Source organism: Streptomyces sp. NWU339, assembly GCF_003143855.1.
In the GTDB taxonomy this organism is placed as follows: Bacteria; Actinomycetota; Actinomycetes; order Streptomycetales; family Streptomycetaceae; genus Streptomyces.
On sequence record NZ_QFRK01000028.1, the window covers coordinates 50,783 to 67,847 of the forward strand.

The following is a 17,065-nucleotide window of genomic DNA, read 5'->3' on the forward strand; positions in this document are numbered from 1 at the left end:
GAGTGACGGTGTGGATCTTTGACCGGGAGCAGCCGATATGACCTGAACAACCCGCAAAGAACGCATGAGCAATGCAATGCCACTGTTGCAGGCAAAAATGATCGATTGTCGTGTTCGTGGGCTTATTCACATTGATGAGGAGCGACTCACCGGACAAGCGCACCGCTTCCGCCACCGGATGTGACTCGGCTCACCCTTCACCTGCCCGTTCCGACCCGCGAGCCAGGCGGACCAGCCGAGTCGGTCGGATCAGTCGACCAGTCGGATCAGTCGAATTGATCCCCCAGCGCCATCACCATCAGCCCCGCGACCAACAGCCACAGTGCCCTGCGGGTCCGGCCGCGTGAGCCCAGTACGGCGGCGAGGGCGCAGCCGCCGGCCCCGCAGGCGTAGGCCGCCGCGACGAGGAGCGGAGCGGAGCCGGTGAGGCGGAGCAGGGCGGCGGCCAGCCCCGCGAGAGCGAGCACCACGCCGGTGCAGACCGCGGCCCACCGCGCCCTGTGCGCCTCCCGCTCGTCGGCTCCGGCGTCCTCGTCCTCGGCGGTCTCGGCGGTCTCGGCGGTCTCGGCGGCCCTGTCGGCGGCGGTCCCGCCGGCTCCGGCGACGCCCGTCTCCTCGTCGGCATCGGCGTCCTGCGGCGCGTCGGCCGGCTCCACCCGAGTCTCCGGGGGTGTGTCGGAATCTGCGCGTCCACTCATGCCGCGGGAGCGTAGCGCCTCGGGCTCGGAAACCCGGATGCGGGGGCGGTGGCCACCTGTTAGCGTCCGTCGGTCCGACGTTCCGCGGCAGCCCGCCGCCGGCCGAAGCAGGTGCTTTGATGACTGTCCGCCCGATTTCCGACGCAGTCCTTTCCCCCTACACGGACCCGAGGAGCCCGTTCACCGATGTCGGACATCACACCGAACACCCCGCACGACGACCTCACTAACCGCCTGACCCTCCCCCACTACCCCCGCAGCAGCGCCTACGACGTCCGCTGGACCATCGAGAACCAGATGGGGCCGCACGCGCTGTGGCTGCTGGAGTGGCTTGCCCCGGCCCTCGGCCTCGACACCCTGCGCCCCGGCGCCCGCGTGCTCGACCTGGGCTGCGGACGCGCCATGACGTCCGTCTTCCTGGCCCGGGAGTACGACGTCCAGGTCACCGCCGCCGACCTGTGGATCAAGCCCGACGAGAACGCGCGCCGCATCGCCGAGGCGGGCGTCGCCGACCGGGTGCTGCCGGTTCTCACCGAGGCGCACGACCTGCCCTTCGGGGAGGAGAGCTTCGACGCGATCGTCTCCATCGACGCGTACCACTACTTCGGCACCGATGATCTGTATCTGCCGACGCTGACCCGGCTGCTCAAGCCGGGTGGACGGATCGGTGTCGTCGTCCCGGCGACGCGCGAGGAACTCGAGGGCACCGAGCCGCCGGAGCATCTGAAGCCCTTCTGGGAGCCCGCCTTCTGGTCCTTCCACGCCCCCGACTGGTGGCACCGTCACTGGTCCCGCAGCGGGGCGGTGGAGGTCGAGGCGGCCGACTGGCAGCCGAACGGCTGGCGGGACTGGCTGCTGTGGAGCGAGGTGTGCGCCGAGGAGAGCTCCAGCGACTTCATGGCGGGCATGGCACGGACCTCGGCGGAGATGGTGCGCGCGGACCGCGGGCAGACGCTGGGCTTCGCCCGCGTGGTGGGCCGGCGCGCCTGACCGGTCGCCGCCGACCGCATGCCGAGGGGGTGCACCGGAGACCGGTGCACCCCCTGACCGCTGTGCGGGATCAGCCCTCGACGCCCAGCTGCTGAAGGATCAGCTCCTTCACGCGGGCCGCGTCCGCCTGACCGCGGGTGGCCTTCATGACCGCGCCGACCAGCGCACCGGCCGCCGCGACCTTGCCGCCACGGATCTTGTCCGCGACGCCCGGGTTGCCGGCGATGGCCTCCTCCACGGCGGCGGTGAGCGCGCCATCGTCGGAGACGACCTTCAGTCCGCGCTTCTCGACCACCTCGTCCGGCGTGCCCTCGCCCGCGAGGACGCCCTCGATGACCTGACGGGCCAGCTTGTCGTTCAGGTCGCCCTTCGTGACCAGCTCGGCGACCCGCGCCACCTGCGGCGGCGTGATCTCCAGCTCGTCGAGCGCCTTGCCGGACTCGTTGGCGCTGCGAGCGAGCTCGCCCATCCACCACTTGCGCGCGGAGGCCGCGTCGGCACCGGCATCGATGGTGGCGACGATCGGCTCCAGCGCACCGGCGTTGAGGATCGCCTGCATGTCGGTGCCGGAGATGCCCCACTCCTCACGGAGCCGGTTGCGGCGCACCAGCGGCAGCTCGGGCAGCCCGGCGCGCAGTTCCTCGACCCACTCTCGGGACGGGGCGACCGGCACCAGGTCGGGCTCCGGGAAGTACCGGTAGTCCTCGGCCTCCTCCTTCACGCGGCCGGAGGTCGTCGACCCCGTGTCCTCGTGGAAGTGCCGGGTCTCCTGGATGATCGTCCCGCCGCTGCCCAGTACGGCGGCGTGCCGCTGGATCTCGAAGCGGGCGGCACGCTCGACGGACCGCAGCGAGTTGACGTTCTTGGTCTCGCTCCGGGTGCCGAACTTCTCCTGCCCGTGCGGGCGCAGCGACAGGTTCACGTCGCAGCGCATCTGGCCCATCTCCATCCGGGCCTCGGACACGCCGAGGGCACGGATGAGTTCGCGCAGCTCACGGACGTAGGCCCGGGCGACCTCGGGGGCACGCTCGCCCGCTCCCTCGATCGGCTTGGTGACGATCTCGATCAGCGGGATGCCCGCGCGGTTGTAGTCGAGCAGGGAGTGGGACGCGCCGTGGATGCGGCCGGTGGCGCCGCCGACGTGCGTCGACTTGCCGGTGTCCTCCTCCATGTGGGCACGCTCGATCTGCACGCGGAAGGTCTCCCCGTCCTCCAGCTGTACGTCGAGGTAGCCGTCGAAGGCGATCGGCTCGTCGTACTGGGAGGTCTGGAAGTTCTTCGGCATGTCCGGATAGAAGTAGTTCTTCCGGGCGAAGCGGCACCACTCGGCGATCTCGCAGTTCAGCGCGAGGCCGATCTTGATGGCGGACTCGACGCCGGTCGCGTTGACGACCGGGAGCGCGCCCGGCATGCCGAGGCAGACGGGGCAGGTCTGGGTGTTGGGGTCGGCGCCCAGTGTGGTCGAGCAGCCGCAGAACATCTTGGTCCTGGTGCCGAGTTCGACATGGACCTCGAGGCCCATGACGGGGTCGTAGGACGCCAGCGCGTCCTCGTACGACACCAGGTCGGTCGTGGTGGTCACGGTGAAACTTCCCTCTCAGCCCAGCAGGACGTCGTCGTCGCCGAGGCGCTTCAGCTCGCGGTAGAGGATGGCGAGGTTGGTGACGACCGCGGCGCCGGTGACGACGGCGTCGAGCAGCCGCAGCGTGTCGTTCTCGCCACGCGCCTTCTTGATCTGCTTGTAGACACCCACGGCGCCGAACGCCGAGGTGGCCATCGAGACGTACAGACCCGACTTGGACTTCTTGAAGCCCTTGGCCTTGGACAGTGCGCTCACAGCGACGGAGCCTCCTCGATCAGCGGGTGCCCCCACTTTTCCACGAAGGCGGCTTCGACGGCGGCACCCACCTTGTAGAGACGGTCGTCCTTCATGACCGGGGCGATGATCTGCAGTCCGACCGGCAGGTTGTCCTCGGGCGCGAGACCGCAGGGCAGCGACATGGCCGCGTTGCCCGCCAGGTTGGTCGGGATGGTGCACAGGTCGGCGAGGTACATCGCCATCGGGTCGTCGGCGCGCTCGCCGATCGCGAAGGCGGTGGTGGGGGTCGTCGGGGAGACGATCACGTCGACCTGCTCGAACGCCTTGTCGAAGTCCTGCTTGATGAGCGTACGGACCTTCTGGGCGCTGCCGTAGTACGCGTCGTAGTAACCGCTCGACAGGGCGTACGTGCCGAGCATGATGCGGCGCTTGACCTCCGGGCCGAAGCCGGCCTCGCGGGTCAGCGAGGTGACCTCCTCGGCGGAGTGCGCGCCGTCGTCGCCGGTCCGCAGGCCGTAGCGCAGGCCGTCGAAGCGGGCGAGGTTGGAGGAGCACTCGGACGGGGCGATCAGGTAGTACGCCGACAGGGCGAGGTCGAAGGACGGGCAGTCCAGCTCGACGATCTCGGCACCCAGCCCCTTGAGCAGCTCGACGGCCTCGTCGAACCGCTGGATGACGCCGGCCTGGTAGCCCTCGCCGCGGAACTGCTTGACCACGCCGACGCGCATGCCCTGGACCGAGCCGTTGCGGGCGGCCTCGACGACCGGCGGGACCGGGGCGTCGACGGATGTGGAGTCGAGCGGGTCGTGTCCGGCGATGACCTCGTGCAGCAGGGCCGCGTCCAGGACCGTGCGGGCGCAGGGGCCGCCCTGGTCGAGGGAGGAGGAGAACGCCACCATGCCGTAGCGGGAGACCGCGCCGTAGGTCGGCTTCACACCGACCGTTCCGGTGACGGCGGCCGGCTGGCGGATGGAGCCGCCGGTGTCGGTGCCGATGGCGAGGGGGGCCTGGAAGGAGGCGAGCGCGGCGCTCGACCCGCCGCCGGAGCCACCGGGGATCTTGGTGAGGTCCCAGGGGTTGCCGGTCGGGCCGTAGGCGCTGTTCTCGGTCGACGACCCCATGGCGAACTCGTCCATGTTGGTCTTGCCGAGGATGACGACGTCGGCGGCCTTGAGCCGCTTGGTGAGCGTCGCGTCGTACGGCGGGATCCAGCCCTCGAGGAGCTTGGAGCCGACGGTGGTCGGGATGCCCTCGGTGGTGAAGATGTCCTTGAGCGCGAGGGGCACGCCGGCCAGCGGGCCGAGCTTCTCGCCCCTGGCGCGCTTCTCGTCGACGGCACGGGCCTGCGCGAGGGCGCCCTCGCGGTCGACGTGCAGGAAGGCGTGCACCTTCTCGTCGACGGCCTCGATCCGGGCCAGGTGTGCCTCGGTGACCTGGACGGCCGTGAGCTCGCCGGAGGCGATCTTCGCGGCGGTGTCGGCGGCCGTGAGCTTGATGATGTCCGTCATGGAATTCAGTCCTCCCCCAGGATCTGCGGCACCTTGAAACGCTGCTGCTCCTGGGCCGGGGCGCCGGAGAGCGCCTGCTCGGGGGTGAGCGAGGGACGGACCTCGTCCGGGCGCATGACGTTCGTCAGCGGCAGCGGGTGCGAGGTCGGCGGTACGTCTTGGTCGGCGACCTCGCTGACGCGGGCCACCGCGCCGATGATGTCGTCGAGCTGGCCTGCGAAGTGGTCGAGTTCTTCGGGCTTCAGCTCCAGACGCGCCAGCCGGGCGAGGTGGGCGACCTCCTCGCGCGTAATGCCAGGCATGCAGCGATCCTCTGGGGTGAGTGTGCGGTTCGGGGCTAGGGCCGTCGCGATCCGGGCCAGGCGTGGAGCGGCGGGCGGGAAGGTGACGACAGGCCCCAATCCTATGGGGCACCGCCCCATACCCGTGAAACGGTTTCCCCCGCCCCCGGAATCACGGCACACCGGTGCCGTGATCAGGACGCCGGAACCCGGGCCGACACCGCCCCCCGACGCCTCCCGGCCGCACTCGCCCGGTCGGCGCACAGGACGGTGTCAGGCCGGGCGGGTCGAGTCGTCGGATGCTGCCGCCGGGAGGGCCACCGCCGGGCGCTCCCAGCCTCGGGAACCGCGGGCGAGGAGCCAGGCCGTGGTCTCGTCGGGCGGCATCGCGGCCGCGACCAGCCAGCCCTGGACGGCGTCGCAGCCGAGGTCGCGCAGGCGTTCCCAGGTCTCGTCGTCCTCGACGCCCTCGGCGACGACGAGCAGGCCGAGCGAATGGGCGAGGTCGACGGTGCAGCGCACGATCTCGGCGTCCTCGGGGTCGACGGCCAGCCGGGCCACGAAGGAGCGGTCGATCTTCAGTTCGCTGACGGGCAGCCGCCGCAGGTGCACGAGCGAGGAGTAGCCGGTGCCGAAGTCGTCCAGGGACATCTTCACGCCGTGGCCGGTCAGCGCGTTGAGGGTGTCGGCGGCGCGCTGCGGGTCCTCCAGGAGGACGTGCTCGGTGATCTCGAGCTGGAGCGCTCCCGCCGGCACGCCGTGCCGGGCCAGGCGCGCCGCGACGGAGCCGGCGAAGCCGGGGCTGTGGACGTCGCGCGGGGAGACGTTGACCGCGACCGGCACGTACAGGCCCTGGGAACGCCACCGGGCGACCTGCCCGAGGGCGGTCTCCAGCACGTACTCGGTGAGGTGCGGCATCAGGCCGGAGGACTCGGCGATCGCTATGAACTCGTCCGGCGGGACCCTGCCGCGTTCCGGGTGCACCCAGCGGACCAGGGCCTCCATGCCCGCGACCTGTCCGTCGAAACGGACCTTGGGCTGGTAGTGGAGCTGGACCTCGTGGGCGTCCAGGGCCCGGCGCAGATCGCCCAGGAGTCCCAGCCGGTCGGGGGTGTTGGAGTCCCGCTTGGACTCGTAGACCTCGACGCCGGTGCGGTCCCGTTTGGCCTGGTACATCGCCACGTCCGCCCGCCGCAGCAGCCCCTCGGCGTCGAGGGCGTGGTCGGGGAAGACGGCGACGCCCGCGCTGGCCTCCAGCACGAGGGTGAGCCCGTCGAGGTCGAGCGGCGAGCTGAGCGCGGAGACCAGACCGCGGGCGACCCGGGTCGCGGACGTCGTGGAGTCGGCGACCGGCAGTAACACGGCGAACTCGTCGCCACCGAGCCGCGCGGCCTCCGCCCCGCGCGGCAGGGCCAGCCTCAGCCGGTCGGCGATCTGCAGCAGCAGCCGGTCACCGGCAAGGTGACCGAGAGTGTCATTGACCGATCGAAAACGGTCGAGATCGATCAACATCAGGGCTGCGCGGGCGCCGACGCGCTCGGCGTCGTCCAGCGCGGTCCAGATGCGCTCCAGCAGCCACTGGCGGTTCGGCAGCCCGGTCAGCGGATCGCGCAACTGCTCCTCCGCCCGGGCCCTGGCTATCCACAGGGTGGAGTCGAGCGCGATCAGCGGGATGGCGAACAGTGGCAGCAGGATCGGCCGGGCGTACACGACCACGCAGATCAGCGGCGCTATGCCGAGCAGCGCGACCGCGACCAGGCCCTGTCTGACCAGGGCGGTGCGGGCGACGGTGGGCAGTCCGGCGCGCGGGGTGTGCAGGTACCAGAGGAGGGTGCGGGTGACCACGAGATACGCGGCGGCGGCCAGCACCACTTCGGCAGCGGTGTGCAGGCCCCAGGTGTCCGGGGTCGAGGGGGACTCGACGGACGGTACGGACCCGAAGAGGGCCGGCACCAGCGCGCCGGCGCTGATGCCGAGCAGGTCCACCGCGCCGTGCAGGACGCCCTGACGCCAACGGCCCCGCCTGGCTATGCCGACCAGCACGACCACGGTGAGGCTGACCAGGCCGGCCGGGACCCAGCCGTAGAGCAGCAGCACCGCGAGGGTGACGGCGCTGCCCGAGCCGGTGCCGCCCCACCAGCGGGAGCGGCCCAGCATCACCAGGTGACCGACGATGATCCCGGTCAGTACGGCCAGCGACCAACCGACCCGGCCGGACGGGAAGAGCGCGTGACCGCCGGTGAACGCCCGCAGGAAGCCGATGCCCAGCACGAACGCGGCCGCCGCGACGACCGCGGTGGGCAACGCGGGCCAGGACGGGTGGCGTTCGGTGTCCGTCTCGGACAGTCCGGTGCGGTGCGAGGGCAGTCCGGTGCCCGGCGAGGACGCCCGGGGACCGCGCGGCGACCGTCCTGGACCGTGCGGGAGCCGCCCGGGAGCGTATCCGGCCGCGGGCCGTCCGACAGCCGCCTGTCCGGCGACAGGTTGCCCGGCGACCGGCGGTCCGGCTCCGCGCGCGTCCGCGGTGTACGCCACCGGGCGTCCTTGGCTGCCCGAATGCCCCGCGGGCCGCCCGCCCCCACGTCTGCGTCGCCCTGCGGCCGCCACGCGGCGCAGGCCCAGGCGCAGCCGTGAGCCCGGGGCGGCGCTCTCGGTGGGTTCCATTCCCGTCCCTCTCACAGCCGGCGGTGCCCACGCCACACGGCTCGATGCCCGACTACCCTCAGCGGCTCCGTGGCAGAAAGCCCTTCCACGGCCCCCTCACGAACACAGGGATGCCCCGACCGCAGCTGGGCACGGCAGGCGCACATCCCAACAGTAGGCCGCGGAGGGCTTTCAGGGGCACCGGTCGCCGACGGTTGCCCGAATGCGCCCCAGCCACCCGTATGCATCTGGTATGCGCCGATCGGGTGGCCTCCCACCGCTACTCCTCGGTCTGAAGTGCCATGTCGGAGGCTGCTTCCGGCCCTTCGGCGAGAAGAACGGTGAAGCCCTCCTCGTTCAGAACCGGCACCTTGAGCTGCATCGCCTTGTCGTGTTTCGACCCGGGGTTGTCTCCCACGACGACGAAGGACGTCTTCTTCGAGACCGAACCGGTCACCTTCGCTCCCCGGGTCTGCAGCGCCTCCTTCGCGCCGTCCCGGGTGTAGTGCTCCAGGGTTCCGGTCACCACGACCGTCAGTCCCGCCAGTGGACGCGGTCCCTCGTCCTCGCCGGACCCCTCGTCCTCCATGCGGACACCGGCCGCCCGCCACTTGCGGATGATCTCGCGGTGCCAGTCCTCGGCGAACCACTGCTTGAGGGAGGCGGCGATGATGCCGCCGACGCCCTCGGTACCGGCCAACTCCTCCTCGGTGGCCTGCTCGATCCGGTCGATGGACCGGAACTCCCGGGCCAGTGCCTCGGCCGCGACCGGGCCGACGTGCCGGATGGACAGGCTGGTGAGGACCCGCGCGAGCGGACGTTCCTTGGCCGCCTCGATGTTCGCCAGCATCGCGACCGCGTTCTTCCTCGGCTCGCCCTCCTGGTTGGCGAAGACCGTGGCGATCTTCTCCTCGCCCGTCTTCGGGTCCCGCTTGGGCAGACCGCTGTCCTGGTCGAGGACGTACGCCTTGATGGGCAGCAACTGCTCGACGGTGAGGTCGAACAGGTCGCCCTCGTCCCTCAGTGGCGGCTCCTTCGGCTCCAGCGGCCTGGTGAGAGCCGCCGCGGCGACATAGCCAAAGTGCTCGATGTCCAGCGCCTTGCGGCCCGCGAGGTAGAACAGCCGCTCCCTCAACTGGGCAGGGCAGGCACGGGCGTTGGGGCAGCGCAGGTCGACGTCGCCCTCCTTCATCGCGCGCAGCGGCGTGCCGCACTCCGGGCACTCGCCCGGCATCACGAACTCGCGCTCACTGCCGTCACGCAGGTCGGCGACCGGGCCGAGGATCTCCGGGATGACGTCACCGGCCTTGCGCAGCACCACCGTGTCACCGATGAGGATGCCCTTGGCCTTGACCACGTCCTGGTTGTGCAGCGTGGCGAACTCCACCTCGGAACCGGCCACGGTGACCGGCTCGACCTGCGCGTACGGCGTGACCCTGCCCGTACGGCCCACGCCCACACGGATGTTGACCAGCTTGGTGTTGACCTCCTCGGGCGCGTACTTGTACGCGATGGCCCAGCGCGGGGCGCGCGAGGTGCTGCCGAGGCGGCCCTGGAGCGGGATCTCGTCGAGCTTGACCACCACTCCGTCGATCTCGTGCGCCACGGAGTGCCGGTTCTCGCCGTAGTGCGCGATGAACTCCCGTACGCCGGCGAGGCCGTCGACGACCCTGTTGTGCGGGGAGGTGGGCAGCCCCCAGGTCTTCAGCAGGTCGTACGCCTCGGAGAGCCGGGACAGGCCGGTGAACCCCTCCAGGGCACCGATGCCGTGGACGACCATGTGCAGCGGACGGCCGGCGGTGACGCGCGGGTCCTTCTGGCGCAGCGAACCCGCCGCCGCGTTGCGGGGGTTGGCGAAGGGCTTGTCACCGGCCGCCACCAGACGGGCGTTGAGCCCCTGGAACTTCTCCATCGGGAAGAAGACCTCGCCGCGGATCTCCACGAGGTCGGGGACCTCCTCGCCCTTCAGGCGGTCCGGGATCTCGGCGATCGTCCGCACGTTGGGCGTGATGTCCTCGCCGGTGCGGCCGTCGCCCCGGGTCGCCGCGCGGACGAGCCGGCCCCGCTCATAGGTGAGGTTGACGGCGAGGCCGTCGACCTTCAGCTCGCACAGGAAGTGGAACTTCTGCTCGCCCAGTTCCTTGTGGATGCGCTCGACCCAGGCGGCGAGGTCGTCGTCGTTGAAGGTGTTGTCGAGGGAGAGCATGCGCGAGACGTGCTGCACGGAGGTGAACTCCGTCGCGTACGCCCCGGCGACCTTCTGGGTCGGGGAGTCGGGCGTGCGCAGCTCCGGATGCTCCTCCTCCAGTGCCTCCAACTCCCGCAGCAGCCGGTCGAACTCGGCGTCGCTGATGACGGGCGCGTCGTTCACGTAGTACCGGAAGCGGTGCTCCTCGATCTGCTCAGCGAGCCTGGCGTGCTGTTCCCGTGCCTCGGCCGGCACGCTCGTCGTCTCCGCCTGCTTGTCACCCGCCACCGTGTGTCCTCCCGTTACTCTGGGTTGTCCGCCAGGGACCTCGCCGCCCGGACGCAGTGCGCGTAAGCCTTGCGCGCGTACTCCGGGGAGGCCCCCGCGAGTCCGCACGCCGGAGTGACCGTGACCGCCTCCGGGAGAAGGCCCGGCCGCAGCCCCAGCCTGCGCCACAGCGTTCTGACACCCATGACGCTACCGGCAGGGTCTGACAACGGGCCGTCCGTGCCCGGCACGACCCCGGTGAACAGCCGGGTACCGCTCTCCACCGCCTCCCCGATCACTTCGTCGTCACGCTCGGTGAGAAGCGAGAAGTCGAAGGAGATCGCCTGCGCGCCCGCCCGGCGCAGCAGGGCGAACGGCACGTCCGGCGCGCACGAGTGGACCACGACGGGCCCGCCGTCGTGCACCCCGACGACGTCCCGGAGCGCGGCCTCGACCAGCTGCCGGTCCACCGCGCGGTGGGTGCGGTAGCCGCTGGCGCTGCGCACCCGGCCGCGCAGGACGTCGGTGAGGGACGGCTCGTCGAGCTGGAGGACGAGCCGTGCGCCGGGCACCCGGCGCCGCATCTCGTCGAGGTGCAGACGCAGCCCCTCGGCGAGCGAGGCGGTGAGGTCACGGCAGGCGCCGGGGTCGGAGAGGGCGGCCTCCCCGTTCCTCAGCTCCAGCTGGGCGGCGAGCGTCCAGGGACCCACGGCCTGCACCTTCAGCGGGCCCTCGTACCCCTGGGTGAACTCCTCCAGCGCGTCGAGGTCCTCACCGAGCCAGGAGCGGGCCCGCCTGGTGTCCCGCCCCGGCCGGTCCCCGATCCGCCAGCCGCTGGGCTCCACGCGCGCGTACAGCTCGACGAGCATCCCGGCGGTCCGTCCGATCATGTCCGCGCCGGGCCCCCGGGCGGGCAGTTCGGGCAGGAACGGAAAGTCCTCGAAGCTTCCGGTGACGGTCTTGACGGCCTCGCGGGCGTCCCCGCCCGGCATCGACCCGATCCCGGTCGCGGCCCCGAACCTGAACTGGCTGTTATCGCTCACCGGAGAAGCGTACGGAACGGTCCGGGGCTCCCGCGTCCCGGTCCTTACGCCCGTGGGGTCAGCGTCCCGGCCGTACCGTCAGATCGTTGACCTCCGCGTCCCCGGGCAGGTCGAGGGCCATGAGAATGGTCGTGGCGACCGACTCGGGGTCGATCCACCGGCCGGGGTCGTAGTCCTTGCCTTCCTGCCGGTGGACCTTGGCCTGCATGGGGCTGGCGGTGCGGCCGGGGTAGACCGAGGTGACGCGGACGCCGTTGTCGTGCTCCTCGTGGCGCAGCGAGTCGGCGAGCGCCTTCAGGCCGTGCTTGGAGGCCGCGTAGGCGGACCACTGGGCATGGGCGTTCAGCCCGGCGCCGGAGTTGACGAAGACCACGTGGCCCCGGCTCGCGCGGAGCTGGGGCAGGAAGTGACGGGTGAGTTCGGCGGGGGCGACGAGGTTGACGTCGAGCTGGTGCCGCCAGGTCTTCGGGGTCAGCTCGCCGACCGTGCCGAGGTCGACGACGCCGGCGATGTGCAGCAGGGAGTCCACCCGGTCCGGGAGCGACTGGTGCGAGAAGGCCCAGCTGAGCCTGTCGGGGTCCGCCAGGTCACCGACGAGGGTCCGCGCCCCGGGGAACGCGGCCGCCAGCTCCTTCGCCCGCCCCGCCCCACGCGCGTGCAGCACGAGTTCGTCCCCCCGCGCGTGCAGCCTGCGGGCGACGGCCGCGCCGATGCCGGAGCCGGCTCCGGTGATCACATGTGTAGCCATGCCGCCATGTTCGCATCACGCACGGGTCAGGCCCTAGATGCCCTGGCTCTCCTCCAGGTACGCCAGTGCGCCCACGGGGTCCTCCGCGAAGAACACCAGGTCGGTGAGGGCGCGGGGCAGGAAGCCCTCGTCCTCCATCCGGCGGAACTGCGTCTTGAGGCCGTCGTAGAAGCCCGCGGTGTTCAGCAGGACCACCGGCTTGTCCGTGTGTCCGTGCTTCTTCAGCTCCAGGATCTCGGTCGCCTCGTCCAGCGTGCCGGTGCCGCCCACCATGATCACCACCGCGTCGGCCTTCTCGAGGAGCAGGCGCTTGCGCTCCGCCAGGTCGGGGGCGATCACCATCTCGTCGGCACCCCGGCGCGCCTTCGCCGCCAGGAACTCCACCGAGACGCCGAGGAGCCGCCCGCCCGCCTCCTGCACCCCGTCGGCGACGACCTTCATCAGGCCGACGTCGGAACCGCCCCACACCAGGGTGTGGCCACCCTTGCCCAGCAGTCGGGCGAACTCCCGCGCGGGGCCCGTGTAGCGCTCGTCCAGGTCGGCCGCGGAGAGGAAGACGCAAATATTCACGGACCCACGATACGGGCCCGGTCGGACACCGCGGTGAGCCGCATCCTGGACTGCCGGTGCGGCAGTTCCTCCCAGTCCTCCATGAACCGTGCCGACAGACCGTGCTCGGCGGCCAGTCCGGCGAGCGTCTCGGTCCGGTAGTAGAAGTCCTCGTGCAGTACGTGGTGCTCCTCGCCCTCCGTGCGGTCGAACGTGAAGTCGAAGAACCCGCCCGGGGCGAGCACCCGGCCGACGTGCGCGAAGCACTCCTCGATGACGTGCCGGGGCGAGTGGGAGAAGACGCTGTGCGCGTGCACGACGTCGAAGTGCCCGGCGGGCAGAAAGGCGAAGGTCAGATCGTCGGCGAGGGCCAGATGGGGCAGCTTCGCCTGGAGCCCCTCGCGCACCACGGTGTCCTGGGCGGCCAGCAGGATGTGCGGCGAGATGTCGATGCCGTAGTAGTGACCGGTTTCGAGGTGGTCGATGAAAAGACGCCCGGCGCGCAGGTTGCCGCAGCCGATCTCCAGCATCCGGTGCTGCGGGCTCAGGCCGTGCCCGACCAGGTAGTCGAACTGCATCCGGCCGATGCGGGCCCATTTTCCCCTCGAGGGGTTGTGCCCCACCGCCGCCTCGACACTGCGGGCCGCGTCGGAGGCCATCACGGCCCGGTAGTAGGAGATGTGGTCGCGGTGCCGCAGCCGCAGCCAGGCGTCACGCAGCAGCCGCCGGACGTGGCGGGGGACGCGCCGCGGATGCCGCACGGCGTAGCGGGCCTGGTGGGCGAGGGTGCTGCGGTTGCGGCCGGCGGCCTCGGCTCCCATGGTGCCTCCTGGGGGAAGAAGTCGGCTTCAGCGTGCGCTGTATCCGTCGACCCGGCCACCCGAGAGGAGCGCGGACCGTGACCAGTGGACACCGCATCACCGTCGAGCGGAGCGACCGACACGTGCGCGTGGTGCACGGCGGGGAGGTCCTGGCCGAGAGCGACCGGGCACTGGTGCTGCGCGAGACGGGTTGTCCCGCCCGGTACTACATCCCGCCCGAGGACGTACGGCTCGACCTGTTGACCCCGTCCGGGACCCACACCCACTGCCCCTTCAAGGGCACCGCGTCCTACTGGTCGCGCCCGGACGCGGCCGATCTCGTCTGGGCCTACCCGGACCCGAAGCCCGCCGTCGGCGACATCAAGGACCACCTGTGTTTCTACGACGTGGAAGTCCGATGATCGGATAGAAGGGTTGCGATCGACGGACGCGCGGCCCGCCTCACCCATGATCGGGCCGCGGTGCGGCAGTCTGCGGGGATATGGACAAGAACATCGTTTCGCGTGACGGCACCCTCATCGCCCACGAGAGCGCCGGACGGGGCTCCGTGGTCGTCCTCGTCAGCGGCGCGATGTCGACGGGCGCCACGGTGGCGCCGCTCGCCGCACCCCTCTCGGAGCGGTTCCGGGTCGTCGTCTACGACCGCCGGGGCCGCGGCGCGAGTGGGGACACCCTGCCGTACGCGGTGGAACGCGAGGTCGAGGACCTGGCGGCGCTGATCGCGGCGACGGGCGGGGAGGCGTCGCTGTACGGCGTCTCCTCGGGCGGCGCGCTGGCGCTGCGCGCGGCGGCGGGCGGGCTGCCGGTGCGGCATGTCGCCGTGTACGAGACGCCGTACGCGATGTCCGAGGAGGACCTGCGCGAGCGTGCGCAATACACCGAGCGCCTGACGCAGGCACTCGCCGAGGGGCGCCGCGGGGACGCGGTGGAGCTCTTCCTCCGTCTCACCGGGCTCGGCGAGGCGGTGATCCAGAGCGCCCGGCAGTCCCCCATGTGGGCCGGCATGGAGTCGATGGCGCCGAGCCTCGCCCACGACGACGCCGTCATGGGTGACGGCGGTGTCCCCGTGAAACTGCTGGCGTCGATCCCCGTACCGGTGCTGTCCATCGCGGGCGACGCGAGCCCGGCCTGGATGCGCGAGGCCGCCCGGGCCATCGCGGACGCCGCACCCCAGGGCACCTGCCGCACCCTGGCCGGCCAGACCCACATGGTCGAACCGGACGTCCTGGCCCCGGTCCTGGCGGACTTCTTCGCCCGCTGAGGCCCCGAACGGCACTGCCGTCAGGCGGCGAGCACGGGCAGCCCGGGCGGCCGGGGCCCGGCACCGTCTGCCGCACAGCCTCCTGACGGAGGATCACCCCCGCCGAGCACCAACTCGAGCCAGGGGCTCTTGCCGCCCGCCCCGAACAGCGTCTCCCCGGCCCCGCATCCGCCCCGGTCATCGGCCGGCAGATCCAGAATCAGCAGCCCCCGCCCCCGCTCTTCGTCCGGAAGCGACAGTCGGCCGCCGACTGCTCGCGGTTTTCGGCGAGCTCACCGTGCCGCCCCCGTCGGACGCCCCGGGGTCAGACCCTCGTGGGGGTCTTCGTCGTGCGGGACGTGGTGGCGATGGTGGCGGAGCCGACGACGCGGGTGCCCGCGTAGAGGACGATGGCCTGGCCGGGGGCGACGCCGCGCACCGGCTCCGTGAACGACACCTCCAGGGTGCCGTCGACGAGTTCGGCGGTGACCTCGGTCTCGTCGCCGTGGGCGCGGAGCTGGGCGGTGTAGGTGCCGGGGCCGGTCGGGGCGGTGCCGCACCAGCGGGGGTTGATCGCGGTGAGGGCGCCGACGTCGAGGGCGTCCGCGGGGCCGACGGTGACGGTGTTGGTCACCGGGGAGATGTCGAGGACGTAGCGGGGCTTGCCGTCGGGGGCGGGGGTGCCGATCCGCAGGCCCTTGCGCTGGCCGATGGTGAAGCCGTACGCGCCCTCGTGCGTGCCGAGCTTGGCGCCGGACTCGTCGACGATGTCGCCCTCGGCCCGGCCCAGGCGGTTCGCGAGGAAGCCCTGGGTGTCGCCGTCGGCGATGAAGCAGATGTCGTGCGAGTCGGGCTTCTTGGCGACCGCGAGTCCACGCCGCTCGGCCTCCGCGCGGATCTCCTCCTTGGTGGTGACCGTGTCGCCGAGCGGGAACATGGCGTGGGCGAGCTGCCGGTCGTCCAGCACGCCCAGGACGTACGACTGGTCCTTGGCCATGTCGGAGGCGCGGTGCAGCTCTCGCGTGCCGTCGGACAGGGTGACCACGCGCGCGTAGTGGCCGGTGGCCACGGCGTCGAAACCGAGGGCCAGTGCCTTGTCCAGCAGCGCGGCGAACTTGATCTTCTCGTTGCAGCGCAGGCACGGGTTGGGGGTGCGGCCCGCCTCGTACTCGGCGACGAAGTCCTCCACCACGTCCTCACGGAAGCGGTCGGCGAGGTCCCACACGTAGAACGGGATGCCGATCACGTCGGCGGCGCGGCGGGCGTCGCGCGAGTCCTCGATGGTGCAACAGCCCCGCGCGCCCGTGCGGAAGGATTGGGGGTTCGCGGAGAGCGCGAGGTGGACGCCGGTCACGTCGTGTCCCGCTTCGGCGGCACGGGCGGCGGCCACGGCGGAGTCGACTCCGCCGGACATGGCGGCCAGTACCCGGAGGGGGCGGGAGCGGGAGGGCTGCGGGATCTCAGTCATAACCCCTCCAGGGTACGGGGCACGGGAACCGGGGCCACCGGATATCCGTTGTTGCCGGCATGGGGGAGAGAAGAGCTTCCAAGGACGGCGACCGGCGCATCGGGCGGCGCGCCCTGATCGTCGGCGGGGTGGCGGCCGCCGCGGGCACCGCCGTGCTGGCGCGGGACGAGTTGGGCCGCCTGTGGTGGCGCGTGCCCGGGGTCGAGAAGCCGCGCGAGCCGGGCGTGGTCGACTTCTCGGGCGCCCGCTGGGTCGCGGCCTCGGACGCCAACTGGCGGCGCGCGGACCGGCCCGACGACTACGGCATCGGCATGGTGATCGTCCATGTCACCCAGGGCAGCTTCGACAGCGCGGTGCGGGCGTTCCAGGACCCCGGGCACCGGGCGGCCACGCACTACATCGTCGGACAGGACGGGCGGATCACCCAGATGATCCGCGAGCTCGACGTGGCGTACCACGCGGGAAACCGCGACTACAACGAGCGCAGCATCGGCATCGAGCACGAGGGGTTCATGGACCGGCCGCAGGACCTCACGGACGAGATGTACGAGGCCTCGGCCCGGCTCACGGCCCGGATCTGCGCGCGCTACGACATACCCGTCGACCGGAAGCACATCATCGGCCACATCGAGGTGCCGGGGACGGATCACACCGACCCGGGCCCGCACTGGGACTGGGACCGCTACATGAAGCTCGTACGTCAGGCGCGCACGGCGACGGCCTGACCCCGCCGCCCGAAAAAAGGATAAAAAATCTCAATCCGGACTCTTCCCTCCAGCGGAGGACGTCCTATTATGAGAAC

The 17,065-nt window shown here is 71.4% G+C and carries 16 protein-coding genes; 4 read left to right on the forward strand and 12 right to left on the reverse strand.

Features of this window, described 5'->3' with window-relative positions; genetic code table 11:
- Nucleotides 1-266: 266 nt before the first annotated feature.
- Nucleotides 267-698 (reverse strand): hypothetical protein, encoded by a 432-nt coding sequence (locus tag DIZ27_RS27755; protein ID WP_109381198.1) that lies wholly within the window; start codon nt 696-698, stop codon nt 267-269.
- A gap of 186 nt (nt 699-884) precedes the next feature.
- Between DIZ27_RS27755 and DIZ27_RS27760 the strand changes: the two genes are divergently transcribed.
- A complete protein-coding gene (locus DIZ27_RS27760) occupies nt 885-1,688 on the forward strand; it encodes a cyclopropane-fatty-acyl-phospholipid synthase family protein (protein WP_109381199.1) in 804 nt (267 codons plus the stop codon).
- A gap of 70 nt (nt 1,689-1,758) precedes the next feature.
- Here the strand turns inward: DIZ27_RS27760 and gatB are convergent, their stop codons facing one another.
- The 10 genes from gatB to DIZ27_RS27810 all read right to left on the reverse strand — a co-directional run bounded on the left by gatB (nt 1,759) and on the right by DIZ27_RS27810 (nt 13,555).
- Nucleotides 1,759-3,270, reverse strand: a complete 1,512-nt coding sequence (gatB, locus tag DIZ27_RS27765; protein ID WP_109381200.1) for an Asp-tRNA(Asn)/Glu-tRNA(Gln) amidotransferase subunit GatB — start codon at nt 3,268-3,270, stop codon at nt 1,759-1,761.
- A gap of 15 nt (nt 3,271-3,285) precedes the next feature.
- Entirely contained in the window at nt 3,286-3,525 is a 240-nt protein-coding gene (locus DIZ27_RS27770) for a hypothetical protein (protein WP_030402391.1), read from the reverse strand.
- Nucleotides 3,522-5,015 (reverse strand): Asp-tRNA(Asn)/Glu-tRNA(Gln) amidotransferase subunit GatA, encoded by a 1,494-nt coding sequence (gene gatA / locus DIZ27_RS27775; RefSeq protein ID WP_109381201.1) that lies wholly within the window; start codon nt 5,013-5,015, stop codon nt 3,522-3,524. Before gatA ends, DIZ27_RS27770 begins: the two co-directional genes overlap by 4 nt.
- Nucleotides 5,016-5,020: 5 nt before the next feature.
- On the reverse strand, nt 5,021-5,317 hold the full coding sequence (gatC, locus tag DIZ27_RS27780) for an Asp-tRNA(Asn)/Glu-tRNA(Gln) amidotransferase subunit GatC (protein WP_031117542.1): 297 nt from the start codon (nt 5,315-5,317) through the stop codon (nt 5,021-5,023).
- A gap of 252 nt (nt 5,318-5,569) precedes the next feature.
- Nucleotides 5,570-7,960, reverse strand: coding sequence for a bifunctional diguanylate cyclase/phosphodiesterase (locus DIZ27_RS27785; protein WP_109381202.1), 2,391 nt, complete (start codon nt 7,958-7,960; stop codon nt 5,570-5,572).
- Between the two features lie 259 nt (nt 7,961-8,219).
- Complete coding sequence (gene ligA / locus DIZ27_RS27790; protein WP_109381203.1) at nt 8,220-10,415, reverse strand: NAD-dependent DNA ligase LigA; 2,196 nt, start codon at nt 10,413-10,415, stop codon at nt 8,220-8,222.
- Nucleotides 10,416-10,429: 14 nt separating this feature from the next.
- Complete coding sequence (locus tag DIZ27_RS27795; RefSeq protein WP_109381204.1) at nt 10,430-11,437, reverse strand: methionine synthase; 1,008 nt, start codon at nt 11,435-11,437, stop codon at nt 10,430-10,432.
- Between the two features lie 58 nt (nt 11,438-11,495).
- Nucleotides 11,496-12,185 carry an SDR family oxidoreductase gene (locus DIZ27_RS27800; RefSeq protein ID WP_109381205.1) on the reverse strand — a complete coding sequence of 230 codons (690 nt, stop codon included), beginning with the start codon at nt 12,183-12,185 and terminating at the stop codon, nt 11,496-11,498.
- 33 nt (nt 12,186-12,218) lie between these two features.
- Entirely contained in the window at nt 12,219-12,755 is a 537-nt protein-coding gene (locus tag DIZ27_RS27805; RefSeq protein WP_109381206.1) for a TIGR00730 family Rossman fold protein, read from the reverse strand.
- The gene (locus DIZ27_RS27810) at nt 12,752-13,555 is read right to left on the reverse strand and encodes a class I SAM-dependent methyltransferase (protein WP_109381207.1); all 804 of its coding nucleotides are present in this window, start codon (nt 13,553-13,555) and stop codon (nt 12,752-12,754) included. Before DIZ27_RS27810 ends, DIZ27_RS27805 begins: the two co-directional genes overlap by 4 nt.
- A 77-nt stretch (nt 13,556-13,632) precedes the next feature.
- Here DIZ27_RS27810 and DIZ27_RS27815 point away from each other — a divergent pair, with 77 nt between their 5' ends.
- Nucleotides 13,633-13,956: a DUF427 domain-containing protein gene (locus DIZ27_RS27815; RefSeq protein ID WP_109381208.1), complete on the forward strand. Its 324-nt coding sequence runs from the start codon at nt 13,633-13,635 to the stop codon at nt 13,954-13,956.
- Nucleotides 13,957-14,036: 80 nt separating this feature from the next.
- Entirely contained in the window at nt 14,037-14,816 is a 780-nt protein-coding gene (locus DIZ27_RS27820) for an alpha/beta fold hydrolase (RefSeq protein WP_109381209.1), read from the forward strand.
- A 304-nt stretch (nt 14,817-15,120) separates the two neighbouring features.
- Here DIZ27_RS27820 and mnmA read toward each other — a convergent pair whose 3' ends face one another.
- Nucleotides 15,121-16,263, reverse strand: coding sequence for a tRNA 2-thiouridine(34) synthase MnmA (gene mnmA, locus DIZ27_RS27825; protein WP_109381210.1), 1,143 nt, complete (start codon nt 16,261-16,263; stop codon nt 15,121-15,123).
- A gap of 59 nt (nt 16,264-16,322) precedes the next feature.
- On the opposite strand from mnmA, the gene DIZ27_RS27830 reads away from it, so the two are divergent.
- Nucleotides 16,323-16,988: an N-acetylmuramoyl-L-alanine amidase gene (locus DIZ27_RS27830; RefSeq protein WP_109381211.1), complete on the forward strand. Its 666-nt coding sequence runs from the start codon at nt 16,323-16,325 to the stop codon at nt 16,986-16,988.
- Nucleotides 16,989-17,065: the final 77 nt, after the last annotated feature.